Source organism: Streptosporangium sp. NPDC023963 (genome assembly GCF_040639135.1).
Lineage (GTDB): Bacteria > Actinomycetota > Actinomycetes > Streptosporangiales > Streptosporangiaceae > Streptosporangium.
Genome location: NZ_JBEZZK010000002.1, coordinates 773,991 through 798,700 on the forward strand (window position 1 = coordinate 773,991; position 24,710 = coordinate 798,700).

Below are 24,710 nucleotides of genomic sequence, written 5' to 3' on the forward strand. Positions count from 1 at the left end.
GGCTCGTCTCCGGCCGCGCTCATTTCCGGCCGCGCAGCGAGTCGACCGCCCAGCGGGCCGCCTGGAGCGCTCCGGCGTATCCTCTGCCGCCGGCGTCCGGAACGGTGAACCGGTGATACTGCAGGGCCGTCACGACGTTTCCCGCCCGGAGGACGACCACCGAGTTGACGCTCGAATGGCCGTTGCTGAGCTGGTAGACGTAGGCCTCGTCGCCGAGACCGGGCACGTCGGCCGGAGCGCTCACGATCCGCGTGTCCTTCGCGTCCCTTGAGCGGAGGCGGAGGTAGGTGGCGTGGGCGAGCGCCGCTTTCGGCTCGCGGACGACGGTGATCTCCAGCGTGTTCCGGAGGCTGTCGGGCGCGGTCGGGTCCGCCGCGTGCCAGGCGCACGCCGTTTTCTTCCTCGACGGGGAAGGCGCGAGGTAGAGACGTCCGGCGTGTTCCCCCGAGATCAGGGAGCACGGGTCCGGAGCCTTCGCGAAGAAGGTGGGCAGCGGAGCCGGAGCCGCGCTCCGCGGCTGGGCCGCGGGGCGGGGCCAGAGCCAGAACGCCGTACCGCCGACGGCCAGGAGGGCGAGCGCGGCGGCCACGGGAAGCAGGTGGCGGGGGCGGGACCTCGCGGGGCGGGAGGTGAGCCCCTGCAGGACCGTGCGGGTCGTGGTGGCGTCCGGGCGGTGGGCGGGTTCGGCCGCCAGCAGGCCCTCCAGCAGCGGGGCCAGCGGGCCGGAGCCCGTCGCACCGGAGCCCGTCGCACCGGAGCCCGTCGCGCCGGTGTCCCCCGCGGCGGGTCCGGCCCCGCCGGCGTCCCCGGAGGCGGGGGCGATGCCGCCCGCCGGGCGCGACCCGGCGTGCGGCCCGGTGCCCGGGGCCTGTCCCTCGACGGCGGTGAACAGGACGGTGCCCAGGTCGCGCAACTCGTCGGTGGCGTCGAAGATGGCGAAGTCGGTGACCACGACCCTGTCGTCCGGGGTGAGGAGCACGCTCTCCGGGCCGGCCAGGAGATTGACGCCCCGCCCGTGGGCGGCGGTCTGCGCGTCCAGCACGCGCAGCCCGACCTCGGCCGCCCGCTCGGCGGTGAGCGGTCCTTCGGCCCGGACGGTCCGCAGCACCGAGCGGCCCTCGACCGACTCCAGGATCAGCCACACCCGGTCGGGGAAGGAGACGACGTCGTGCAGGGTGATGACGTTCGGATGCCTGAAGTCGGCCGCGGCGCGGATGCGGACGAGAAGCCGGTCGCGGTGCGGACCGGGCGGCGGGAGCGATATCCCGGTGATCGTGACGTCGCGCTGGAGCAGCTCGTCGCGGGAGCGCCAGCTGGTCCCGGCCCGGTCGCGGCGCTCCAGCAGCCGGTAGCGACCGGCCAGCAGGTTCGGATCGGTCATGTCGGTCGTCCGGGGGAGGTGGGGGCGAGTGGTGCCCGTCGTTCGGGTGCGGCAGGGCCGAGCCGTGTGGGTGGTCCGGGGGCGGTGCCGAGCCGTGTGGGTCGTCCGGGTGTGGCGGCGCCGAGCGCGGGCCGGGGGCGTTCAGTCACGGCTGTTCAGCCTCTCGGCGACCTGGCGGGCGACGCGGAGGGCCTGCCCGCGCAGCCCGGCGTCCGGACGCTCGCCCTCCCGCGACACGTCGACCTCGACCAGCAGGTTGCTGATCCGGAAACGAACCGTGGAGTTGACCCGGTCCAGCACGATCACGTCGTAGACGAAGGCCTCCGCGCCCAGCCGGCCGACGTTCCGGAGGGCGCCGGTCTCGCCGAGGAGGCCTTCCCCGCGATCGGCGACGATCCTGGTGCGTTCGGAGGCGAAGAACTCGTGGGCCACCTCCGGGGCGGCCTTCGCCCTCACGGGTTCCTTGTGGGTCAGCGAGAGCCGTAACCAGCGCGCCTCCGTCGGGCCGCCCCAGGCGCAGCGGGCCTCCCCTTCCTTCAGCCCTTCCGCGGGTTCCGGAGTGGAGCCGGGCGCCACGGCCCGGCTCTGGGCGGCGGACAGCAGCGAGCAGGCGTCGGGCACGGTGGCGAACCGCCCGGCGCCGGCCGTGGGCGGCGCCGGGGACTGGGACCCGGACGCCTCGGGGTCGCTCGCGGTCGTCGTCAGCAGTACCGCCCCGGTCGCCAGCACCGCCACCGTGGCCAGCGCGGCCCCGGCGACCAGGCCGGTACGACGGCGCGAGGCCATCCGCCTCCCGGGCACGGTCTCCTGCGCGGAGAGGGGCGAGCCGGGCGGGAGCTGGGTGAGCGGTTCGGGGGGGAGTCCCTGGGAGATCTGCCGCAGGGCGGCGCGCAGCCCGGCCTCTCCCGGGCGCTGCCGGGGATCCTTGGCCAGCGCCGCGACGAGCACCGGAGCCAGATCCCCCGCCCGGCGGGGCGGCGGCGCCTCCTGGGTGAGGATCGCGCCGATGGTCGCGGCCGAGGTGTCGCGACGGAAGGGGCTGCGGCCCTCGACGGCTGTGTACAGGGTCGCCCCCAGGGACCACAGGTCGGTGGCCGGGCCGTCGCCGCCGCGCAGCCGTTCGGGGGCCATGTACGCGGGGGAGCCGACCAGGGCGTCCGGGGAGGTGAGCTGGACGTCCCCCTCCAGGGTGGCGATGCCGAAGTCGGTCAGCAGCACCCCGCCGTTCCTGTCGAGCATGATGTTGGCCGGCTTCACGTCGCGGTGCACGATGCCCCGGCTGTGCGCGAGGGCCAGCGCGTCCAGCACGGCCAGGCCGATCATGGCCACCCGCCGTGGCGGCAGCGGTCCCTCGGCCTGGACCGCCTGTTCCAGCGAACGGCCGTCGACCAGGTCCATCACGATCCACGGGCGGCCGTCCTGCGCCACGACGTCGTGTACGGCCACGATGGACGGGTGCCCCAGCCTGGCCGCGGCGCGCGCCTCGCGCAGGGTGCGCTCCCGCGCCTCGGCGCGCTGCGCCTCGGGCAGGTTCGGGTCGAGCTTGACCTCCTTGATCGCCACTTCGCGGTGGAGCAGCTCGTCGCGAGCCCGCCACACCACGCCCATCCCTCCCGCGCCGAGCCTCGCGAGCGCCCGGTAGCGGCCCGCCAGTACGGGCAGCGGGCCCGCCATCCGATCAGTCATCGGTCTTCAGGGACTCGGTGAGCCAGCGGGCCACCTTCAGCGCGCCTTCGGAGATCTTGCCGTCGGGGTCCTCCTTGACGCCGCCCCGCTCGTAGTCGACCTCGGCGATCAGGTTGCTGATCCGGAAGACCACGGTCGCCTTGTAGGAGCCTCCGTACAGGTTGATGGAGGTGTACGCGCCGGAGGTGAACGCCTCCTCGCCGATGCCCCGCAGGTCCTTGGGCGGCAGGGGCTTGGGAGTGGTGAACTGGCCCTTGTCGACGAGGTCCTTCTTCTTGCCCGCCAGATACTCCCTGGCCCTCGCGACCTCCGACCCGTCCTGCTTCTGGGCGATCAACCGGACCCGCAGGTCGTACTTCTCGACGTTGGGCTTGCGCCAGTCGTGCTGGTTGAGCCAGTTGCAGACGGAGCGCTCGACCTCGGAGCTCTTGAAGCCCGGCACGACCTCGTTCACCTGCTTGTCGTCGAGCAGGCTGCAGGCCCGGGGGGCCGTGGCGAAGCGGCCCTTGGCGCCGGAGGGCTCGGCGGCGGAGAGGTCGTCGTCCGAGTTCGCGACCACCGAGGTGAGAAGGACGCCGATGGTGACCGCCATGCCGAAGAGCAGCACACCGGTCAGCGCCACGACCGGCCGGGGTACGAGCACCCCCGTCGTCCGCGTCGGCCGCTCGGTGGGCGTGTCCCCCGCCGCGGGGGAGGGGTGACGGGCCGGTTCGCGTGAGGCGGGGGCGTCCGGCGGGTTCGGGTGCGGTGGCGTGGAGCCGGGCGCGCCGGAGGGGAGGTGTCCCCCCTGGGGTGTCACCTGCCGGGGCGGCCCCTGCGGAGGTGATTCCTGATGAGGCGGCCCCTGCTGGGGGGAGCCGGGGTAGGGAGGGCCCTGGTGGACGGCGTCCTGCTGCGGCGGGATCGAGGGCGGGGCCTGCCAGACGATCGGCGTTCCCGGGGAGGAGGAGAGCGCGACCTGGGAGGGGACGGGGACGTCCTGAGGGGGGAGCTTCGCCGTGATGGCGGACATCTGCTCGGTCAGGTTCTTCCTGAAGGGCGCGGTCACCTCGCCCTCGTTGACCGGAGCGGTGCCGTCCTCCCCCTGCCCGCCGGGGGATCCGAGGGCCCCGGGGGCCCCGGGACTCCCGGGCGGCGCGGTCGTGTCGAACCCCTGGGGTCCGGCCGCGCCCGGCCCTGTCATTCCCGGTCCTGTCATTCCCGGTCCGGTCGCGGTGGGCCCGGTCGTCCCGGGTCCCGTCGCGGTGTGCGGCCCCGGGGCCCCGGGTGTTCCGGGGCCCTGGAGGGGCGCCTGCCCGAAGGCGGCCGGGCCTCCGGGGGCCGGGGTTCCGGGCGCGAAGGGAGGAAAGGGGCCGGAGGGGGCGGACGTCCCCGGATCGGGGGTTCCCGGAACCTGGGGAAGCGAGCCCTCCGGGGGAGGCGGGAACGCGCCAGGGAAGGGTGGCGCGGCCGGCGGTTCGGGACGGTACTGGGAGACGTCGATCAGGGCGCCGCGCAGGACGCCCGGGTCGGGCCGCTGGGCGGGGTCGCCCGCGAGCAGGTGGAACAGGACGGGCGCGATCGGGCCCGCGTTGTCCAGGGAGCCGCCGGGCGACGGTGGACGGCCCTCGACGGCGGTGTAGAGGGTCGCGCCGAGCGACCACAGGTCGGCGGCCGGGCTGGTCACCCCCTCGGGAGAGGTGAAGAGCGAGGAGGGCAGGGACGGCGCGGCGAGGACGATCTGCTCGTACGGGCCGAGCAGCACCGAACCCGGCCGCACGTCGCCGTGCAGCATGCCCTGCCTGTGCATCGCCACGAGCTGGTCCAGCACCGCCACCCCGACCACCGCGGCCTGCTGCGGGGACATCGGCCCGAACCGGGCGATCACCTGTTCCAGGGAGCTCTGCTCAAGCATCGGCGGACCCTCGGCTCCGGCGATCCCGGGTCCCGGCGCGGGGGGAGCGGTGTGCCCGCCCGCGTGCCTGCCCTGCGATCGAGGGACGTCTGGATGGTTCATCCGCTCGCTTTCTGCTTGTTCAACGCGTTCGCGATCCACGTCGCGGTGGTGTGGGCGCCCGCCTGGATCGCCGGACCGTCCTTGCTGCCGTCCACCACGGTGTAACCGACGTCGAGGACGAGGTTGTCAACGCGTACGACCACGTAGCTCTGCTCCAGCCTGCCGGTCTTGCGATTCTCGTAGACGTCGTAGCCGAACGCCTCGTCCCCGACGGGTTTCACCGTCCTCGGCGCCGTGGAGCGGGAGGAGCGGATGCCGGCCTGGATCTCCGGCCAGCTCCAGGCGTTCTCCCCGCTCGGTATGGCGCTCTGGCGCCGGTTCACGAACAGCTCGTGGGCCTGCCGGGGGCTCTTGCCCCACTGGTCGGCGCCGGAGAGACGCACCTCCAGCCCCATGCCGCGTGCCGGCCACTGGCAGCCGCCGTCGTTGGTCGGCTTGCCCTCGCCCGCCGGCGCGGGCAGCAGCTGCCTGGCCATGGCGCCGGGAATGAGCTTGCACACGTCCACCGGAGTGGCGAAGGCGCCGGGACTCTCGCTGAGCCTGACCCGCTTCTCGGCGGCCGTGGGGTTCGAGGTCAGCAGGAACGTCACCCCGAAGGTGACCCCGATGACCACCGCGATCCCGGCCGTCTCTGCGGCGGCCCACAGCGCCGTGCGGCTCCGGCGCGGCTCGGAGGAGCGGGCGGGTACGGGGGCCGGGGACGGCGAGGGCGCGGGGGACGCGGGGGACGCGGGGGACGCAGCCGGGATCCCGGTGACCGTACGACCGGCGGCCAGCTCTCCCAGGGCGCGGGCGACGGCCTCGAAGGACGGCCGGGCCTCGGGGACCGGGTCGAGCATGCGCGTCAGCAGCGGGCCCAGCTCGCCCGCGAGCTCCGGCGGCCTCGGCGGCTCGGTGAGCACCCGGCTGATCGCCGCGATGGGGGTCTCCGCCGGGTGCGGCGGCACCCCCTCGACGGCGAAGTAGAGCGTGGCGCCGAGGGACCACAGGTCGGAGGCGGGGCCGCCGCGCTCGCCGCGCAGCCGTTCGGGCGCGATGTAGTTGGGCGAGCCGACCAGGTGGCCGGTCCGGCCGGAGGTGGCCTCGCCGTCGGCGACCGCGAAGCCGAAGTCGGTGAGGACGGCCTTGCCGGTCCTGGTGAGGAAGACGTTGCCCGGCTTGACGTCGCGGTGGACCACCCCGGCGGCGTGGGCGGCGCCGAGCGCGCTGAGGATGCCCACGCCGATCCTGGCCGTCTGGTGCGCGGGAAGCGGACTCCGGCCGAGGACGGTCTGCTCCAGGGACGAGCCCGACAGCAGCTCCATGACGAGCCAGGGCCGGTCCTGGTCGATGACCACGTCGTGGACGGTCACGATCGAGGGGTGTTTGAGCCGGGCGGCGAGGTTGGCCTCGCGGATCGCCGAGGCGAAGACCTCCTGCCGCCTGACGGGGTCGAGGTCAGGCGGGAGCCGTACCTCTTTCACGGCCACGTCGCGGCCGAGCGTCTCGTCGGTGGCGAGCCAGACCGTGCCCGCCCCGCCCTCGGCGAGAGGGTTGAGCAGCCGGTAACGGCCTGCCAGCACTCGAGTGTCGATCCCGCTCACCCCGTTCGCTTATCCCATCGCGGACAGCAACATAGTCACTTACCGGCACATGGACCAATGAACGATGATTCCGCCCCATCCATTGACCCCTGGCTTCTGTTTTCGTAGTGTCACGAGCACCCTCACGACGCCCCTGGAGCCGCGATGAAGCGCCTGCACACGCAAGAGCGGATCGACCACTACACCGCCGGCGGCTGGTGGACCGGAGACACGATCGACCGGCTGCTCCGTGCCCAGGTGAGCGCCCGCCCAGGCGCCCTCGCGATCGCCGACCCGCCCAACAAGGCAGACCTGCTGCCCGGCGAGGTCAAGAGGCTCACCTGGTCCGAGCTGGACGCCGAGGTCGACCGGGTGGCGGGGGTGCTGCGCGGCCGGGGCGCCGGACCCGGGGACGTGGTCGCCGTCCAGCTGCCCAACAGCGTGGAGCTCGCGGTCACCTTCCTGGCCGTGATCAGGGTGGGCGCGGTGGTCACCCCGTTTCCCGTGCAGTACCGCGAGTACGAGCTGAACCAGCTCTGCGCCCTCGCAGGGGCCATGATCTTCGTCACCTCGGCGACCGCCACCGCCCGCGTGCCTACGATCATCCCGGCCCTCACCTGGGGCGCCGACCTCGACACCGCCACCCCCCTCGACGCCGTCCCCACTCCGGGCGCCCCTTCCGGCGGGCCCGATCCCTCCCCGCGCGAGCCGCAGCCGCAGCCGCAGCCGCAGTCGCGGTCGCGGTCACACGAGGGGCAGGGCATCCCGTACGAGGCCCACCCCGCCGACCCCGTCACGATCTGCTGGACCTCCGGTACCGAGGCCACTCCCAAAGGTGTGCCGAGGTGCCACTACGACTGGCTCGCGGTCGCGTCCACCTGTGCCGAGGCTCCCGGGCTCACCGAGGACGACGTCATCCTCAACCCCTTCCCCATGGTCAACATGGCGGGGATCGGCGGCGTATTCCTGCCCTGGTTGAAGACCGGTGCGGTGCTCGTCCAGCACCACCCGTTCGACCTGCCGACCTACCTCGGGCAGATCGCGGCCGAGGGCGTCACCTACACCCTGGCCCCGCCCGCGCTGCTGACGATGCTGCTCCAGCAGGAGGCGGTCCTCGCCAGGACCGACCTCACCACGCTGACCCGGATCGGTTCGGGTTCGGCGCCGCTGCCACCGCCGATGGTGAAGGGCTGGCAGGACAGGTACGGCATCGCGATCATCAATTTCTTCGGTTCCAACGAGGGCGTCGCGCTCCTCTCGGACCCGGTGCACATGCCCGACCCCGAGGACAGGGCCCGCTTCTTCCCCCGGCCCGACGCCCCGGGCACCACGTGGCCCGGCACCCTCGGCGCGACCAGGACCAAGCTGGTCGACCCCCTCGGCGAGGAGATCGTCGAGGCCGGGATCCCCGGTGAGCTCCGCCTGTCGGGGCCGACCGTCTTCTCCGGCTACCTGCCGGGCACGGCCGCCGCCGACCCGTTCGACGAGGACGGCTACCTGAGGACCGGCGACGTGTTCGAGATCGCCGGAGAGCAGGGGCGGTACCTGCGCTACGTCGACCGGGCCAAGGACCTGGTCATCCGGGGCGGCATGAACATCGCCCCGGCCGAGCTGGAGGCGCTGGTCTCCGGGCACCCGGCGGTGGCCGAGGTGGCGGTGGTCGGCTACGCCGACGAGGTCCTCGGCGAACGGGTCTGCGTCGTGCTCGTCCCCAAGCCCGGCCAGACCGTGGACCTCGCCTCGGTCGTGGAGCACCTGCGGGGCAAGGGCATCGCCTCGTACAAGCTCCCCGAACGCCTGGAGATCGTCGAGGCGCTGCCCCGCAACCCGCTGGGCAAGATCCTCAAGCGGGAGCTGAAGGAGTCGCTGGCGGCGGACGGCTGAGTCCCGCGACCCCCACCCCGGCGGCCGTGGCCCTCCGCGACCGGGCCGCCGGGAGGACCGGCCCGCGCGGGCCGTACGGAGGCGGGGCCGTGCCGTGTCCGAGGAGTCAGTACGAGTCGGACCACTCCTCGTGGGCGGTCCACAGGCGCTGCCACAGTTTGGCGCGTTCGGCCGGGGTGACGTCGGGCAGGGACAGGCCGAAGACGTCGGCCAGCATCTCGAAGTACTCGCGTTCGGTCCGCGCGGTCAGGGTGTGCTCGCGGTCGCCGAGACGGGTCAGGACCAGGCCCCGCATGATGTCCACACCGTTCGCGTCGCGCCGCTGGACCGTGGCCACGCGGACGAAGCCCGACTCGGGCGAGGTGGAGAGGAACCGGTGCATCGCGGCGAACTCCGGCATCCCGGCGGGTCCGGCGCGGAAGTCCATGCCGAGGAAGTCGCCGCGCGGGTCGTGGTCGAACCGCCACCCGCCGGGTGCCACCTCGGAGGGACGCAGGCCGTAGGTGAAGGGTCCCTGCCGGTACGTGCCCTCGACGAGCGGGAGCGGGTCGTGGATCGCGTCGCCCAGGCCCTGGTCGACCAGCCACTCCCCGCCGGGATTGCCCGGAGCGGGAAGTCCCGAGACCGTGAGCACGAGGTGACCGCCGTCCACGCTCGCCGGCCCCCCGGCGCGGCCCTGCACCCCGCCGAGGTGCCGGGTCACCCGGTAGCCGAGCGCCTTCAGCAGCAGGGAGAAGGCCCCGTTCAGGTGGTAGCAGTAGCCGCCCCGGCCCCGCACGATCCGCGCGGCCGACTCCACCGGGTCGACGGTCGTCGGGCGGCCCAGCCAGATCTCCAGGCATTCGTAGGGCACACGTTCCACGTGTGCCCGGTGCAGCACATGCAGCGACTCCGCGCTCGGGGGTCCGTCGACCTTCACACCGATCCTGCGCAGGTACGCGGGGACATCGATCACTCCGTCACGGTAACGCCGAGGTGGGCGCGGCCCGGCGGTATACCGGGGCGCGGCGCGTCGGGTGAGGTCGGGTGAGGTCGGGTGAGGTCGGGCACGGTCAGGCGCGGCGCATGGCCCGGGTGCCGACGAGCAGGCCCAGCGCGGCCACGATCACGGCCGCGACCGCGCCGCCGCCGGTGGCCGCCGAGACGATCTCGCCGTCGAACAGGGCACGCTCGGCCTCCACGACGTACGTCAGCGGGTTGAGCCGCGAGAGCACCGGCAACCAGTCCGGGCCGCCGCCGACGGGCAGCAGCATCCCGGCGAGCAGCATCAGCGGGAAGAGCAGGGTCTGCTGGACCCCCCAGAACATCCACTCGCTGTCCTTGGACGCCAGCGCCAGGGTGTAGGACAGCGCGCCGAGGCCCACGCGGAAGACGGCGAGGATCAGCAGGCCGAGGAGCGCTCCCGCGAGGTGCGGGCGGAACCCGAACGGGATGGTGACGGCGACGACGACCACCGTCTGGGCGAGCATCGGCACGATCTCCTTCAGGGCCCGCCCGACGATGAGCTCGTCACGGCCCCGCCGGCTGTGCGCGGCCCCGTTGCCCTGGCCGATGTAGCCGATCCGGCCGCGCACGCCGCGCTGCCCGGTCGTCACGTCGTGCCCGGCGACCTCCGCGCTGCCCGAGGTCGGGGGAGCAGCGTGGTGAGCATCCGCAGGGTGGTCGACTTTCCCGCCCCGTTCGGTCCCAGCAGCGCCACCGTCTCGCCGGAGGCGACGTGCAGGTCGAGGCCGCGTACCGCCTCGGCCGTCTCTTTCCTGACGGTGAAGTGCCTGGTCAGCCCGCTCGTGCGGATCATCGTGCTGTTCATGGGGACCACGCTGAAATTCATTCAGGCCACTTTCTGACCTGAATCGACGGGAAACTGGATTCATGGCGAACACGAGTGCGCGGATGCTGAGGCTGCTGTCCCTGCTGCAGACCCATCGGTACTGGCCGGGCGGAGAGCTCGCCGACCGGCTGGACGTGAGCGAGCGGACGCTGCGGCGCGACGTCGACAGGCTGCGCGAGCTGGGTTACCCGGTCGACGCCAACCGGGGTGTCGCGGGCGGCTACCAGCTCCAGACCGGTGCGACCATGCCGCCCCTGCTGCTCGACGACGAGGAGGCGGTGGCCATCGCCGTCGGGTTGCGGACGGCGGCCGGCGGCGCCGTGGCCGGTATCGAGGAGACGTCGGTACGGGCGCTGACCAAGGTCATCCAGGTGATGCCGCCCCGGTTGCGGCGGAGGGTCGACGCGCTGCGGGCCTACACCGTGCCCGCCGTCGTCGGCGGGGGCCCCACGGTCGACCCGCTCGCCCTGACGGTGATCGCCCAGGCGTGCCGGGACGACGAGCGGCTGCGGTTCGAGTACACGGCGCGCGACGGCGACCGGACGACCCGGCTGGTCGAGCCGCACCGGCTCGTGTCGCTGGGGCGCCGCTGGTATCTCGTCGCCTGGGACGTCGAGCGCCACGGCTGGCGCACCTTCCGCGTCGACCGGCTGGCCGCCGCGGAGTCGACCGGTGCCCGGTTCCGCCCGCGCGAGCTGCCCGGCGGCGACGCCGGGGCGTTCGTCCGCGACAGCATCACGTCGATGCCGGCGCAGTATCAGATCGTGGTCGTCGTACAGGCGGCGGCCGCCGACGTCGAGCGGGTCGCGTCACCCCTGGGCGGGGTGGTCGAGGCCGTCGACGACCGGTCGTGCCGGCTGCTGATGAACGCCGACGGGATGGAGTGGCCGGTCCTGGTCCTCGCCGCGCTGGGCGCCGACGTCGAGGTGGTCCGGCCGGCGGAGTTCCGGGACTACCTGCGCGCGACCGGCGAACGGTTCACCCGCGCGGCGAGCGGGAGCGCGGTTTATCCGGTTGAAGCGGCGCCGGACACTCCGGTAGCCTGACCGTCCCTTCGACGTGAGGAGGTGAGGAGCAGATGTTCGCCACCCTGGTCACGCGCTCCCGCCTCGGGCGACAGGCCGCCTGAGCCCGGGAAGCGCACCCGCTTTCTGGAGTTTCGCTTGTCTGAGCTGTCCCTGTCCGACCGGTCCATGTCCGATCTGCTGTTCCGTCCGCTCGAAGCGGGCGAGTCGGACCTGTTCCACCGCTACGGCCCGCTCCCCGCCTCCGGCGTCGGTGCCCGCCACCTGCCTTTCGACGAGCTCGGCTACCGGCCCGAATGGGTCTGGGTCGCGCTGCGCGGCGACGAGGTCGTCGCCAGGGCCGCCTTCTGGGGCCCGCCGGGCTCCGAGCACCCCTTCAGCCTCGACTGGCTCGACCCCGGGTTCGGCCCCGACCGGATCGAGGTGGGGGCCGCCCTGCTGCGAGCCGCGTACGCCACCCTGGTCACGCCCGGGTACGCCACACCGTCCGGGGCGCGGCCCGACTACCACCTGTTCCTGCCCGCCGACTGGCGAGAGCGCCCCGACGCGTTCGCGGACGCCTCCGACCGGATCGCCGCCGCCGAGAAGGCCGGGCTGCGGCGGTCCGTCGAGCGGCTCAACCTGCACTGGCTCCCCGAGTACGGCCTGCCGTCCCGGTCGGCCCGGCTCACCTTCGCCCCGGCCGACGACGACGAGGTGGTGGTGAACCTGCTGGCCCGCGTCGCCGAGGGCAGCCTCGACGACTGGGACCGGCGCAACCTCGCGGCCCACGGCGCGAGGGCGACGGCCGAGAAGACCGTGGCCGAGGTCGCGGACATGCCCGGCGGGCGCCAATGGTGGCGGCTCGCCCACGACGCGTCGGGGGAGCTCGTCGGCGTCGTGATGGCGACGCGCAACTCCAGGAACGCCACGATCGGCTACCTCGGGATCGACCCGGCCCACCGGGGCCGCGGTTACGCCGACGACCTGGTCACCGAGGCGCTGCACATCTTCGTCGCCGAGGGCGAGCCCGAGGTGAAGGACAACACCGACGTGGGCAACGCGCCCATGGCGGCCTCGTTCGCCCGGATCGGCTACCGGATCACCGGCCGCCGCCTGATCCTCACCTGATTCCCGTCTGATCCCCGTCTGATCCCGGCCTCTCCGGCCCGTGATCCGGCCTCTCCGGCCCGCCGGGCAGGGCCCTCGTCCGCGCGAGGGCCCTGCTCATCGGGCCGGCCCCCGTCACCGAGTGCGCAGAATCTGCACAATTCACCACAGGTCTTCTGCACGGCTCCGGTCTACGCTGCCGGTCATGGCAACCCCTCAGCAACGACGTGTCCTCGTGGTCGAGGACGACGAGACGATCGCGCGGGCCGTACGCCACAGGCTGGCCGCCGAGGGTTTCGACGTGCAGGTCGTCGGGGACGGGCAGGCGGCGCTGGCCGCCTACGCGAGGACGGGGCCCGACGTGGTGGTGCTCGACCGGCTGCTGCCCGGCCTCGACGGGCTGGAGGTGTGCCGGCGCATGCAGGCGGCCAGACCGGTGCCGGTCCTCATGCTCACCGCGCTGGGCGAGGAGACCGACCTGCTCGTGGGACTCGGGGTCGGGGCCGACGACTACATGGCCAAGCCGTTCAGCATGCGCGAGCTGGTCGCCCGGGTGCACGCCCTGCTGCGCAGGGTCGAGCGGGCCTCCCAGCTGGCCGTGGCCGACACGGTCATCCGCCTCGCCGACGTCGAGATCGACACCGCGGAGCGCCGCGTCTACGTGCGGGGCACCGAGGCCCAGCTCACCAGGACCGAGTTCGACCTGCTCTGCCGCCTCGCCGAGCGCCCCGGCCAGGTCTTCGAGCGCGAGCGACTACTCGCCGACATCTGGGGCTTCTCCGAGGCCGCGGCCACCCGCACGGTCGACAGCCACGTGCGGGCCCTGCGCCGCAAGCTCGGCCCCGGCGTCGTCCGTACCGTCCACGGCGTCGGTTACGCCCTCGTCAAACCGTGAGCGGGCATTCCGGCGCGGCAGGTGGACACGCGCCCGGGTACGGCCGCGAGGAGGCGTGCCGGCACGCCCCGGAAACGGCGCTCGCGTCCGGACGAGAACCGATCGCCCTCTCCGCCACTCAGACACTCATGTGCCCTTCACCTTCGACACCGGGACGCGCCGACCATTGAGACCTCTCGACTTCCTGGGCCGGATCAAGATAAAGCTCGGCATGGTGATCCTGCTGGCCGTGGTGGCGGCGTTCGTCGTCAACGAGGTCGGCATCAACGCCGGATACTCGCGCAACGTGCGCGTCGCGGTGGCCGCGGTGTTCGCACTGATCATGGTGCAGCTGCTCGCGCGGGGGATGACCAAGCCGCTGCGCGAGATGGCCGCCGCCGCGCAGACCATCGCCAAGGGCCGGTACGGCCTGCGGGTCACCGCGTCCTCCCGTGACGAGGTCGGCGAGCTCGCCCGCGCCTTCAACGCGATGGCCGCCGACCTGGGCGAGGTGGACCGGCAGCGCCGGGAACTGGTGGCCAACGTCAGCCACGAGCTCCGTACGCCGATCACCGCGCTCCGGGCGGTGCTGGAGAACGTGGTCGACGGGGTCTCCGACCCCGATCCCGTCACCCTCGGCACCGCGCTCGCCCAGACCGAGCGGCTGGGCCGGCTGGTCGCGCAGCTGCTCGACCTGTCCCGCCTGGAGTCCGGGGCCCGGCTGATCGAGCGTGAGGACGTCGAGCTGCGCCAGCTGTGCGAGCAGGCCCTGCGGGAGGCCGTCCTGGCCAGGGAGGGGGTGGTGGCGCGCTGCGAGGTCCCGGAGGGGCTGAGCGTGCGCGCCGATCCCGACCTGCTCGCGCAGGTCCTCGCCAACCTGCTGGACAACGCGGTGCGGCACAGCCCCGCCGGAGGGCTGGTGGTGCTGACGGCCACGGCCAGGGGGGAGGGCGTCCGGCTGCGGGTGAGCGACCAGGGGCCGGGGATCGCGGCCGAGGACCGAGCGCGGGCGTTCGAGCGCTTCTCGCGCCTGGACGCGGGCCGGGCCGCCGACGACGGCGGCGCCGGGCTGGGCCTGGCCATCACCAAGGAGATCGTCGAGCTCCACGGCGGCTCCATCCACGTCGACGACGGTGTCGGCTGCCACATCGTGGCCGACCTTCCGGAAAGGATCGAGATGAACCCCCCGTCTCTCCCCGCCAAGGGCTCCCTCCCCGCGGAGGCGGACGCCGTCGCCCCGGGCGAGGCCCCTCCCGGCGAAGCCCCCACGGGGGCGGTGGCTCCCGCGTCCTTCGTCCCGTCCGCGGCCGATGTGCCGTCCGGACGTGGCGAGGCCGCCGGGGTCTCCGGGGCCTCCGGGGATCCCGGGGGTTCGGAATCCGGCGGACCGGTGGAAGCCGGTCGGGTGTCCGGGGCCGATCAGGGCTCCGGATCCGTCGAACCGGGTGAACCGCTGGAAACCGGCCGGGAGTCCGAGGTCCGTGAGCCGGTCGGGGCCGGGCGGGCGTCCCGGTCGCGAGAGGTCGCGGCGACCGCTTCCGCGTCCGGATCGGTGACCGCTTCGGTGGCCGGCCCGGCGGCCGGTTCGACGACCGGTCCGGTGACCGGTCCGGGGTCCGGTACCGGCGAACCGGTCGGAGCCGTTCAGGCCGCTGGACCCGTCCGGGTGTCCGGACCCCGGGAGACCGGCCAGGCGCCCGGTACCTCAGGTACCTCCGGCCCGGCCGCGGGCGGACCAGGGCACGGCGTGACGTCCGGGCCGGTGCCCGCCGCTGCGGACTCCGGGGCGACCCCTGGAACGGCCCCCGGAGCCGCCGGCCCCGACGTCGCCGCCACACCCTCTCCTCCCGTGCGGCCCGCCCCGCAGCCGTACCCCCCGCAGCCCGTACTCGCCCGGCAGGGGAGCCCGCGTCAGAAGCCGGTCGTGATGCGGAACTGGGCGGGAGCGTTCATCGGGGTGTTCGTCGGCGGCGTCGGCGGGCTGGTGTGCGCCGTGATCGTGGGCATCGGCCTCGCGAACGTCGACCCCCTGCTGGCGGCGTTCGCCGGGGCCGCCGTCTTCGCCATCGGTGCTTTCATCGGTACGGTCATCGGCGCCACCACGCCCACCGACGACATCCTGGCTCCCGCCGAGCAGCCCCCGCCCCGGCCTCCGGCGCGGGGACCCGTCGCGCAGCGCGTCACCGTGGCGGGTCCGGAGGCTCCGCGGCGGGAGGGCGGGGCGCAGCCGGTAGGCGTCAGGGAAGGGTCGCCGGGCTCATCGACGGGCTCGTCGGCGGTCTCCCGGCCGGGTGGGGGCCGGGGTCCGGGGGCTCCGGGCGGATACGAGGCACCGCCGATCTTCCCCCGGCCCGAGCTGCCGGACACGCCCCGCTGGGCGCTGCCGGTCTCGGCCGCCGTCGGGGCGCTCGCCGCGGTCGCGGTGCCGTACAGCAGGGCGGGGCTGGGGCTCGTGCTGGTGGCCGTGGCGATGGGGCTGGCGGCGATCCCCGCGGCGCGCAGGAGGATCAACCCCTGGTCGGCCGGGATGGGGGCGATCGCCTACGGGCTGGTCGCGACGGTGATGTTCAGGGACGCCGACTGGCTGGTCGGGATCCTTCTGCTGGCCGGGTTCCTGACGGCCGCGCTCGCCCTGTCGGGGGCCGGGCGCGGCTGGCTCGGGGTGATCAGGGGCGGCGCGTCGGTGGTCCTGGGCCTGCTGCCGGTGCCGTGGTTCCTCGGCGCGAGGTTGAAGGGCCTCGCGTCCCGCCGCCGGGTGATGCCGCTGCTGCTGGGGGGCGGGCTCACCGTCGTGCTGCTGGTGGTGTTCGGGGCGCTGTTCGCCTCGGCGGACGCGGTCTTCGCCGAGGCCGTCGAGCGGGTGTTCAGCGCGCAGGAGTGGGCGGAGTCGATGCCGCTGCGGATCCTCCTCTTCGTCGTCTTCGCGGTCGTGGTCGCCTCCGCCGTACTGGTGGGGCTGCGGCCCGTGGCCGAGCCGAAGGCACCCGACCTGAAGGTCGCGGTCGGCCGCGGTCTCTGGGTGACCCCGCTGACGGCGCTCAACCTGCTGTTCGCCACGTTCGTGGGGATGCAGCTGACCGTGCTGTTCGGCGGTACCCGGTGGGTGCTGTCCGCGACCGGGCTGACCTACGCCGAGTACGCGCGCTCCGGGTTCTTCCAGCTCGTCGTCGTCAGCGTGTTCGTGCTGGCCATCGTGGCGGTCGCCTCGGGGACGCTGGAGCTCAAGGGAGCCGACCGCTGGCTGATGGCCGGGCTGCTCGGCGTGCTCTGCGTGCTGACCCTGGTGATCCTGTTCTCCGCGCTGCACCGCCTGGACCTGTACGCCGACGCCTACGGCCTGTCCCGGCTGCGGGCCTCGGTGTCGGCGACGGTGCTGTGGCTGGGCGGGATCTTCGCGCTGGTCCTCGTCGCGGGCGCGGCCCGGCTCACCGGACGCGGGCACGCGCGCTGGCTGCCCAGGACCGTCGTCATCATGACGAGCGCCTCCCTGCTGGCGTTCGTGGTCTGGAATCCCGACCTGCGGGTCGCGGAGACCCAGATCGCCGTACGGGGCGTGGAGCGGGTCGACCTCGAATACCTCGGCGACCTCGGCGCGGAGGCCGTTCCCGCCCTGGACAGGCTGCCGGAGCCGGCCCGCAGCTGCGTCCTGCGGGACGTGGTCGCGGCCAACGAGCTCGCCGGGCCCGACCCGTGGAACGGCTGGAACCTGGCCCGTCGCGAGGCGAGGGAACTGCTGGAACGGCGCCCGGTCGACAGGGGAGCCTCATGCCCGCAGACGCCCTCCCGGCTGGAGATACCCGACCAGGACTGAGTAACCCCGAAGGCCGTCTCACGGTGCTTCCTCGCCGACCGCGCGAGACGGCGTCCGACCAGGTGTCCAATCCTGGTGAGGCGCCGTTGGGCGTCACCGGGATGGGCAACCGCATGTCCACCGGGATGGGCAACCGCATGTCCACCGGGATGGGCAACCGCATGTCACCCTGAGCCGGTGTCCGCGGTTCGGCTCCGTGGACTACTTTCCAGCCTTGATCTTCTTCTTCCGCGGACGCCGCAGTGATTTCAGAACCAGCGATCGATCGCGTTCGTCCGCTGCCGTGTCAAGCCTGATGCCACTGCGCTCCAGCAGTTCCACGATGTTCAGAACGGAATCCTGGAGCCGCCGCGTCTCCTCGCCGGACAGCACTGCCGCGGGCGGGGCGGCAGGTGCCATCGCCGCGGCTTCCAACGCCACCTTGCGCAACCACGCGCTCAGTTTCATTTCCGCCGCCGCCGCGGCCTCGGTCAGCAGGCCGAGGTCTTCGGGGCTGACTCGTACCGATACGACTCGGTCGAGAACGGCAGGTGTGGATTCCTCGGCGACCTGCTCGCGGTTGTCGTAGAACCACCGGGCGCGCTCAGCCTCGTCCATCGCGGCGATGTCCCGCGCGGTCGGTTCGTTCTCAGTCATGCTCAGCCCTTCTTCGGTGTGTCGTACGCGGTAACCGGTCGTGCGATTTCCAGTTCGTACACACCCCAGTCACGCTTCCTGGTGACCGGGTAGAGGACGACCACGGTGACACATCGCCCCGCGTCGGTCACCCCCGCCGGAGGTAGTGATCGGGGACAGGCTTCCCCTCCCTGCGTGATTGGCGCACATCAGGCAGGTCGTCGGACGACTTGCTCGATCTCCTCTCGTGAGACTCCATGCCGCTGCGCGTGGTCGATGTTCCACTCGTCCCAATCCAACGGCAGTTCGATGATCGGGAGCGGGTTGCTCATCCACTACCTTCCTCGTCATACAGATCACCCTGTTGTTGTCATACGAACCGGCCTCGGAGGCGTAGCGTCAGACCGGCCTGTTGCGGGTCAACGTTGCACGCTGTGGATATGCCTCGTCACCCAGATCGCGGAAATCACCTCTCCTGTGGCGCCGAGGTCGTCTTTCGAGGTGTCGGTTTCGGACATTCGGGTGCCTGATCATGAGACCACCTGTCCGGCGGCCCGTTGCCGCGCCTGTCGCGCGATGGTCTCCTGCCGCTCGGTCTCGGCCCGCAGTGCCTCCAGGCTGTCGGCGTCGACCGTCCGTTCGGCCCCGGCGTGGAACCCGAGAGCGCAGAAGGGCTCCTCGCGGCTGGCCCACAGCCAGCCATTCGCCGTAGACGGTCGACCGGCTGACGCGGACTGTGTGATGGCGCTCCGGACCACTGGGCAGGCACTTGTCGCGCTGGACATCGCGTACGGGGAAAACGAGATTTTCCCCCTCGCCGTGCGGATCTTTTGAGCCGCCAGTGCCAAACTCGCTGCGGGAAATTTCTTGGCGGCCATCGAACGAGATCTCGAAGCCGCCGCCGGAGAGGCCGGAGAAATCGCCGCCTGGCAGGCCCATGACGCCGATCGGCAGGATGCCTCGCGCCAGACCATCCACGAGGCGATGATGCTCTCCCGCCTCGCGGGAGATCGCAGCATGGAACTGTTCGAACTAACCCACCTCTCGATGCTGTCCCAGTTCCAGCACCGTCCGCACGAGACGCTGCGCATCGCCGACGACGTGCTCACCAACAGTGTCCTTCCTCCCCGCGTCAAAGCGATATTCGAGGTACGGCGGGGGCGTGCGCTTGCGGCCCTGGGCGACGGGACACGGGGGTTCGACGCGCTCCAGCGGGCACGCTCCGCACTCGCCGAGAGCATCAGCACCCGCGATCCGTACTGGGCGCGGTGGGTGGACGTGACCAGGCGGAGTCGGCCGGGCATCGAGGAATGGCACACGCGGAGTTGGGCGAGTGGGGGAAGGCCATCGCCCCGCTCATGGAGGCTTACGATCACCGATTGACCCGGGGACGTTCTCGCTATAACTGCATTGACCCGGGGACGTTCTCGCTATAACTGCGGAGCTCAACTGCTCAATGGCCGTGTGCACGCGCGGGCATGGCCGGAGGCCGAGCTGGTTGTCGTGGACGTGATGGCACAGGCGAGCGAGATCGCCTCGGCACGTACCACCAACCTGCTTCTCCGTGTCGCCGACCGCATCGAGCATGCCGGAACAGGGCCGACATCGACGCTAAGCGACTCGGCCCAGGAACTGCGTCGCACGCTGACCTGTGCGTGAGGTCCACGAATGGAGGCCCGCGCGGCACTCTTGCCACTTCGGTTCAAAGAGTTCGCTGGCCGGATTCCGGCTGTGTTCCACAACAATGGGAAGGCCAGAGGGGCCAGGGAAGCCATCGGCACATTCAGCGAATATAAAAGTCATTCGCGATTTTCGGATTCGTCGTCTGCGGACACGTCCTCCAGGTCGTCGTCTTCGGGATGATAAGGAACTTGCGGATCGAATTGGCGATCGTATTCGAAGTTCGGGTCGTCGAGGTATGGGATATACATTTCGCGACCAGCCGTCTCTTCGTAAAACACTAGATCTGATCCCGGGGTGGACGCGTATTCGACGCTTTTGGCGACTCCCGCGATCTCAAGCTCCCAAGATCCTGTCAGTGCCAGTTTGCAGGACTTGCATATCAACGCTTCCCCGCGCAGCACATAGGTGACGGCATTAGGGTGGCCGGCGTTCTTGGTGGCGGAGCTGCTTATATCGATTCTTCCTATATAAGAGGCGGTCTTGCGCTGGCATGCAGGGCAGGTCATGCTCTTCATTCCGTACCCGCCGAGCTCGACCCGGCCTTCGAGGATTGCGTCTACGATGGCTTCTTGCTGTTCTTTTGAGAACATAAGAGCGGGTTTGGTGACTCCTGATCTTGCGGCAGAAAATTTTGCTTCGACGATTCGTTCAATTTCGTCTACAGACTGAGTGATTATTAGGCTGACGAGGCCTTGATGGCGACCCCATTGGCTACCGGATCTAACATTCAGAAGCCTGTAGAGGTCGTGGCATGCTCTCAAGTATGCTGCAAATATTTTTCGACTTTCCGGTAATTCAAGATAGCCGGCATGGACCATGCCGTCCCGAACGTTGATCAGCTGATTGATCAGATCGTCGGGCAGGGCGACTTGCGGCTGAATCCTCTTTATGCGCTGGACTGCTTCCCTGGCGCTGATGGTTCGTGGGGTGGCGGTACGTGATTTGTCTCCATTTCCGGTAAGATGGAGTAGTGAATCTAGCTGACCATTCTTTAATTCCGTTAGCAATGCTGGATTGATTTGATATAAATAAGCTTTACATAGATGCTCCAAGCTGATGGCGGCGAACATCAAGACGACTCGGTCGTCGTTCTCTCTGTGTGCGGTCAAAGCGCGATCGGCGAAGTCTTGAGCTGAGGCGAGGAGTTGTTCGCGATCAATAGTGGTCACCGGTTGACAGTAGCGGCCGCAAGGCTCTCATGTAACTTGTTTTGTCAGATCTGCCGAATGAAAATCGGATGCACAATGGCGATGGAGAGGTTCTCGTCGACCTGGGTGTGGACCGCGTTCGACGCCGACGTGTGCGGCGGTTCCGTATCCCAGTGCATGCGGACAGCGTGGCCGTCGTAGGAGACGGCGAACTATCACAGGTCCGTGAAACGTGGAACCGTTACGGCAGGTCACGCCGTACACGTTCAGTTCGGTGACGGTCAGCCGGGCGAGGTCCTCGTCGATGTCTCGCCATACCCGATTCAGAAGGGTCGATACCTTGCCGTAGAAGGCCGCCGCCAGGAACAGCATTGAACGTTGCTGCGTGAGAGTCGCCTGAATAACGTGTAACAGGTATGGGCGTGAAAGCGCGGCCCCTGCGCGAAAGCAGGGGCCGCGTCGGTTCGGGTGAAGGTCAGGGGACCCAGTGGTTGCCGGTCACGGTGATCATGACCTGGAGCTGGATGCTGGTGGAGTAGTAGTCGCTCGCGGTGAACGGGGTGTTGAGCATCTTGTTCCACAGGGCGTCCAGCCAGGTCTGGCTGCCGGAGTCGGTCATCGCCGCCACCGCGAACGGGGCGAAGTAGGCCGGTTCGCTACCGCCGGAGATCTGGGTGCCGTTGAGGGAGTAGCCGACCGCGATGTTGTTCGGGTTGCCGCCGGTCTTGCCCTTGATCCAGGTGTTGAGCTTGCGCGCGGCGGCGAGCGACCTGGTGTCGCCGCTGGTCACCGCGTCGTTGCCGATCCGCCACGGGTCGCGGCAGGCGTTCCACCAGAATTTGCCGTCGTTGGCGTCCTCCAGCACCTGGTTCGGCGCGGGCTTCGGGGTGGTGTTGGTGTCGACGACGAAGTCGGCGAGCAGGCCCGTGTTCGGGGCGTAGGCGGACTGCTGGGAGGCGATCAGGTTCTGGTGGTTGGTGCGGACGGTGTCCCAGGTCGTGTCGCCGGTGGCCTTACGGAACGCCCTGAAGTGGTCGATCATCCAGTCGGAGGAGCGGCTGATCCAGTAGTACTGGTCGCCCGCGCTGCTCCAGTCGCCGAGCTTCATGAGCTTGGTGGTCGCGTTGACCTCACCGGCCTTGATGGCGTTGATGTGGTTGATCGCGAGCTGCCGGTAGTTGTAGGTGCCCGAGCTGCCCCACTGCCGGTCGGCGAGCAGCAGCCCGTAGGCCACGTCCAGGTCGCCGTCGGTGGCGGAGTCGCCGCCGTTGACGCTCTGGCAGGAGGTGTTCTGCTCGGCGGCGAGCAGGCCGGGGGTGATCGAGGACGGGTGGGCCAGGACGTACTTCACCAGGCCGTCGAAGATCTTCTTCGCGTCGGGGTCGGCTCCGGCCATCGTGGCGGTGATGACCATGCCGTAGCCCTGCGCCTCGGCCACGTACGGGTGGTCGGCGTCGGGGGAGATGATCTGGTACCAGCCGTTGCCGCAGTTCTGCCTGACGAACGCGGCCTTCCAGCGCTGGTAGTAGTCGACCACCTTCTGGTCGAGCGTGGCCTGGGCGCCGGTCGGGCGCAGCATCCCGGAGGCGTAGGGGATCTTGTGAGAGCCGAACGGCACGCCGGGGCCGCCGGGGGTCGGGGTGACCGTCGGCGTGGGCGTCGGGGTCGTGCCCCCCGTGCTGCCGTAGACCTCCATCTCGTACAGCGAGTAGCCGTAGGAGGTGCCTCGCGCGGTCCCGTACATCCGCACGTAGCGGCCGGTGCCCGACAGGGCCAGGTCGTCGACGCCTCCGTCGCCGGTGGTGGTCGAGTAGGCGGGGGTCCAGGTGGAGCCGTCGGGCGAGACCTCGACGCGGTACGACTTCCCGTACGCCGCCTCCCAGGTCAGCTTGACCCGGGAGATCGTGGCGGAGGCGCCGAGGTCGACGCGGATCCACTCGGGGTCGTGGCCCTCGGCGGAGGCCCAGCGGGTGGAGGTGTTGCCGTCGAAGGCGGCGGCAGGGAGCAGCGTGGCGTCCTCGTCGGAGGACGAGGTGGCCGGGCGGCCCTGGGAGAGCAGGGAGTCGGCGGCGAAGCCGGGCGGGGCCGCCAGCACGAACACCGATGCGATCAGTGCCGACGCCAGTGCCAGGACGAGGACGGTCGAGGGGCGTTGGAGACGCGGTCTCGCATGCACAGGGGGTGCCCTCTCTGCGATCATCTAGTTAGGAAAGGTTCCTAACTAGGGAAAGATGGCACCATCCCTGACACGCTGCGGTCAAGGGGGTGGGGGGCCCAAATTCCCCCACTCCGTGATCGAGGGGAAATCCAGGACATGGGCAGGGAGAACGAAGGTGAGCGCTGGATGTGGCGAACACCTTCCGGGTGATTGAATCCCGGCATGTCGTTCGATGTATTGATCAGGGATGGCTGGGTGCTCGACGGCACCGGAGCCCCCGCCTGCCGCGCCGACGTCGGCGTCAACGGTGACCGGATCACCGCCGTGGGCCGGCTCGACGGCGCGGACGCCACCACCGTCGTCGAGGCCGCCGGGCGCCACGTCATGCCCGGCCTCGTCGACTGCCACGCCCACGGCGACGCCCTCGTCCTCGACAAGGAGGTGCAGCTCGCCGCGCTCCGGCAGGGCGTGACCACGTTCGTCCTCGGCCAGGACGGGCTCTCCTTCGCCCCCTCCACCACCCCGGAGACCTTCGCCTACGCCACCCGCTACTTCGCGGCGATCAACGGTGTCCACCCCTCGGCGGACGGGCCGATCGGCGTCGGGGAGCTGCTCGCGGGCTACGACCGGGCGACCGCCCTGAACACCGCGTACCTGCTGCCGCACGGCACGATCCGCCACGACGTGATGGGCGCCGCGGAGCGGGCCGCCACCGCCGACGAGCTGGCCGCGATGCTGGCCCGCGTCGAGCGCGGCCTGTCGGAGGGGGCCTGCGGCCTCTCCACCGGCCTTGAGTACGCCCCGGGCCGCTACGCCGACGCCGCCGAGATCGCCGCGCTCTGCGCGCCGCTGGACCACCTGCCGTACGTGACGCACATGCGCGGGTACGGCGCCGCGGCCCCCGCGGGGATGGCCGAGGTGACGGACATCGCCCGCCGCTCGGGCGCCGCCGTGCACGTCTCGCACTACCACGGCCCGGCCGCCACGCTCCTGCCGCTGATCGACGAGGCCCGGCTCACGGGGATCGACATCACCTTCGACACCTACCCCTACCTGCGGGGCAGCACGATCCTGGCGATGGTCGCGCTGCCCGCGTGGGTCCCGGCCGCCGACACCGGCCGCGCGCTGGAGATCCTGGAGTCCGAGCCGATCGAGTGGGACGAGACGCTCTGGCCGAGGATCACCTTCTCCCACGTGCCCGGCGCGGAGTGGGCCGAGGGGATGACGCTGCCCGACGCCGCGGCCGAGGCGGGGCTGGAGCCGGGCGAGTTCTGCCGCAGGATCCTGATCGACACCCGGCTGGAGGCCGGATGCGTGTCGGCCCGCCCCGACGAGGGCCCCGAAGGCGAGGCGTCGGTCCGCGCGATCCTGCGCCACCCGGCCCACACCGGCGGCTCCGACGGCATCTACGTGGGCGGCCACCCCCACCCCCGGGGCTACGGGGCGTTCGCCAGGATGCTCGGCCACCACGTCCGCGAGACCGGCGACTGGACCCTGGAGCAGGCGGTCGTCCACCTCGCCTCGCACCCGGCCCGCCGCTTCGGTCTCGGAGGGCGGGGTCTCGTCCGCCCCGGGCAGGTCGCGGACCTGGTCGTCCTCGACGCCACCGCGGTCGCCGACCTGGCCACGTACGCCGTCCCGCGCACCCCGGCCACCGGGATCGGCGACGTCCTCGTCTCCGGGGTCCCGGTCCTCGCCGGAAGAGAGCTCACCGGCGCCACCCCCGGCAGGGCGCTGCGCCCCTGAGGCTCTGCTGCGCCTCTGAGTCGTGCGCGCCCCTGAGGCTCTGCTGCGCCTCTGAGTCGTGCGCGCCCCTGAGCCCTGCTGCGCCTCTGCGTCATGCTGCGCCTCTGAGCCGCGCGCCCCTGAGCCCTCATGAAGCCACGAGGGCACACCCTGGAGAGGCCGCCGTGAGGATAGGGTCCTCAGGGCGGCCAACGGGGACGTGATCTCCCACGCCCGGATCC

General features: G+C 71.4%; 17 protein-coding genes and 1 pseudogene. 9 read left to right on the forward strand and 9 right to left on the reverse strand.

All coding sequences use genetic code 11. From position 1 onward, the window contains the following. Positions 1-19: 19 nt before the first annotated feature. The 4 genes from AB0F88_RS09435 to AB0F88_RS09450 all read right to left on the reverse strand — a co-directional run bounded on the left by AB0F88_RS09435 (position 20) and on the right by AB0F88_RS09450 (position 6,646). The gene (locus AB0F88_RS09435; protein ID WP_362679544.1) at positions 20-1,381 is read right to left on the reverse strand and encodes a hypothetical protein; all 1,362 of its coding nucleotides are present in this window, start codon (positions 1,379-1,381) and stop codon (positions 20-22) included. Between the two features lie 141 nt (positions 1,382-1,522). After that, positions 1,523-3,067: a protein kinase gene (locus tag AB0F88_RS09440; RefSeq protein WP_362679547.1), complete on the reverse strand. Its 1,545-nt coding sequence runs from the start codon at positions 3,065-3,067 to the stop codon at positions 1,523-1,525. After that, entirely contained in the window at positions 3,060-4,961 is a 1,902-nt protein-coding gene (locus AB0F88_RS09445; protein WP_362679549.1) for a hypothetical protein, read from the reverse strand. Before AB0F88_RS09445 ends, AB0F88_RS09440 begins: the two co-directional genes overlap by 8 nt. Positions 4,962-5,059: 98 nt before the next feature. Further along, positions 5,060-6,646 (reverse strand): serine/threonine-protein kinase, encoded by a 1,587-nt coding sequence (locus AB0F88_RS09450; RefSeq protein ID WP_362679552.1) that lies wholly within the window; start codon positions 6,644-6,646, stop codon positions 5,060-5,062. A 144-nt stretch (positions 6,647-6,790) separates the two neighbouring features. Here AB0F88_RS09450 and AB0F88_RS09455 point away from each other — a divergent pair, with 144 nt between their 5' ends. Continuing rightward, a complete protein-coding gene (locus AB0F88_RS09455; protein ID WP_362679555.1) occupies positions 6,791-8,509 on the forward strand; it encodes a class I adenylate-forming enzyme family protein in 1,719 nt (572 codons plus the stop codon). Positions 8,510-8,615: 106 nt separating this feature from the next. On the opposite strand, the gene AB0F88_RS09460 is transcribed toward AB0F88_RS09455, so the two are convergent. Together AB0F88_RS09460 and AB0F88_RS09465 are read right to left on the reverse strand one after the other, a co-directional pair. Beyond that, positions 8,616-9,464: an arylamine N-acetyltransferase gene (locus AB0F88_RS09460; RefSeq protein WP_362679558.1), complete on the reverse strand. Its 849-nt coding sequence runs from the start codon at positions 9,462-9,464 to the stop codon at positions 8,616-8,618. 97 nt (positions 9,465-9,561) lie between these two features. Next, a pseudogene (locus AB0F88_RS09465) lies at positions 9,562-10,307 on the reverse strand (ATP-binding cassette domain-containing protein). A gap of 74 nt (positions 10,308-10,381) precedes the next feature. On the opposite strand from AB0F88_RS09465, the gene AB0F88_RS09470 reads away from it, so the two are divergent. The 5 genes from AB0F88_RS09470 to AB0F88_RS09490 all read left to right on the forward strand — a co-directional run bounded on the left by AB0F88_RS09470 (position 10,382) and on the right by AB0F88_RS09490 (position 17,312). Beyond that, on the forward strand, positions 10,382-11,386 hold the full coding sequence (locus tag AB0F88_RS09470) for a YafY family protein (RefSeq protein ID WP_362679561.1): 1,005 nt from the start codon (positions 10,382-10,384) through the stop codon (positions 11,384-11,386). 117 nt (positions 11,387-11,503) lie between these two features. Then, positions 11,504-12,475 (forward strand): GNAT family N-acetyltransferase, encoded by a 972-nt coding sequence (locus AB0F88_RS09475; RefSeq protein ID WP_362679564.1) that lies wholly within the window; start codon positions 11,504-11,506, stop codon positions 12,473-12,475. 184 nt (positions 12,476-12,659) lie between these two features. Beyond that, a complete protein-coding gene (locus tag AB0F88_RS09480; protein WP_362679567.1) occupies positions 12,660-13,349 on the forward strand; it encodes a response regulator transcription factor in 690 nt (229 codons plus the stop codon). 166 nt (positions 13,350-13,515) lie between these two features. Beyond that, entirely contained in the window at positions 13,516-17,139 is a 3,624-nt protein-coding gene (locus tag AB0F88_RS09485) for a DUF4153 domain-containing protein (protein ID WP_362679570.1), read from the forward strand. A 23-nt stretch (positions 17,140-17,162) separates the two neighbouring features. Then, positions 17,163-17,312, forward strand: coding sequence for a hypothetical protein (locus AB0F88_RS09490; protein WP_362679573.1), 150 nt, complete (start codon positions 17,163-17,165; stop codon positions 17,310-17,312). A gap of 28 nt (positions 17,313-17,340) precedes the next feature. On the opposite strand, the gene AB0F88_RS09495 is transcribed toward AB0F88_RS09490, so the two are convergent. Next, positions 17,341-17,775: a hypothetical protein gene (locus AB0F88_RS09495; protein WP_362679576.1), complete on the reverse strand. Its 435-nt coding sequence runs from the start codon at positions 17,773-17,775 to the stop codon at positions 17,341-17,343. Between the two features lie 846 nt (positions 17,776-18,621). On the opposite strand from AB0F88_RS09495, the gene AB0F88_RS09500 reads away from it, so the two are divergent. After that, on the forward strand, positions 18,622-19,137 hold the full coding sequence (locus AB0F88_RS09500) for a hypothetical protein (protein WP_362679580.1): 516 nt from the start codon (positions 18,622-18,624) through the stop codon (positions 19,135-19,137). A gap of 81 nt (positions 19,138-19,218) precedes the next feature. Then, on the forward strand, positions 19,219-19,413 hold the full coding sequence (locus tag AB0F88_RS09505) for a hypothetical protein (protein WP_362679583.1): 195 nt from the start codon (positions 19,219-19,221) through the stop codon (positions 19,411-19,413). Positions 19,414-19,553: 140 nt separating this feature from the next. Here the strand turns inward: AB0F88_RS09505 and AB0F88_RS09510 are convergent, their stop codons facing one another. Continuing rightward, the gene (locus tag AB0F88_RS09510; protein WP_362679586.1) at positions 19,554-20,606 is read right to left on the reverse strand and encodes a hypothetical protein; all 1,053 of its coding nucleotides are present in this window, start codon (positions 20,604-20,606) and stop codon (positions 19,554-19,556) included. A 454-nt stretch (positions 20,607-21,060) separates the two neighbouring features. Then, positions 21,061-22,761, reverse strand: a complete 1,701-nt coding sequence (locus AB0F88_RS09515) for a glycosyl hydrolase family 8 (protein WP_362679589.1) — start codon at positions 22,759-22,761, stop codon at positions 21,061-21,063. A 204-nt stretch (positions 22,762-22,965) separates the two neighbouring features. Between AB0F88_RS09515 and AB0F88_RS09520 the strand changes: the two genes are divergently transcribed. Continuing rightward, positions 22,966-24,489: an amidohydrolase family protein gene (locus AB0F88_RS09520; RefSeq protein WP_362679592.1), complete on the forward strand. Its 1,524-nt coding sequence runs from the start codon at positions 22,966-22,968 to the stop codon at positions 24,487-24,489. The last annotated feature ends 221 nt before the right edge of the window (positions 24,490-24,710 follow it).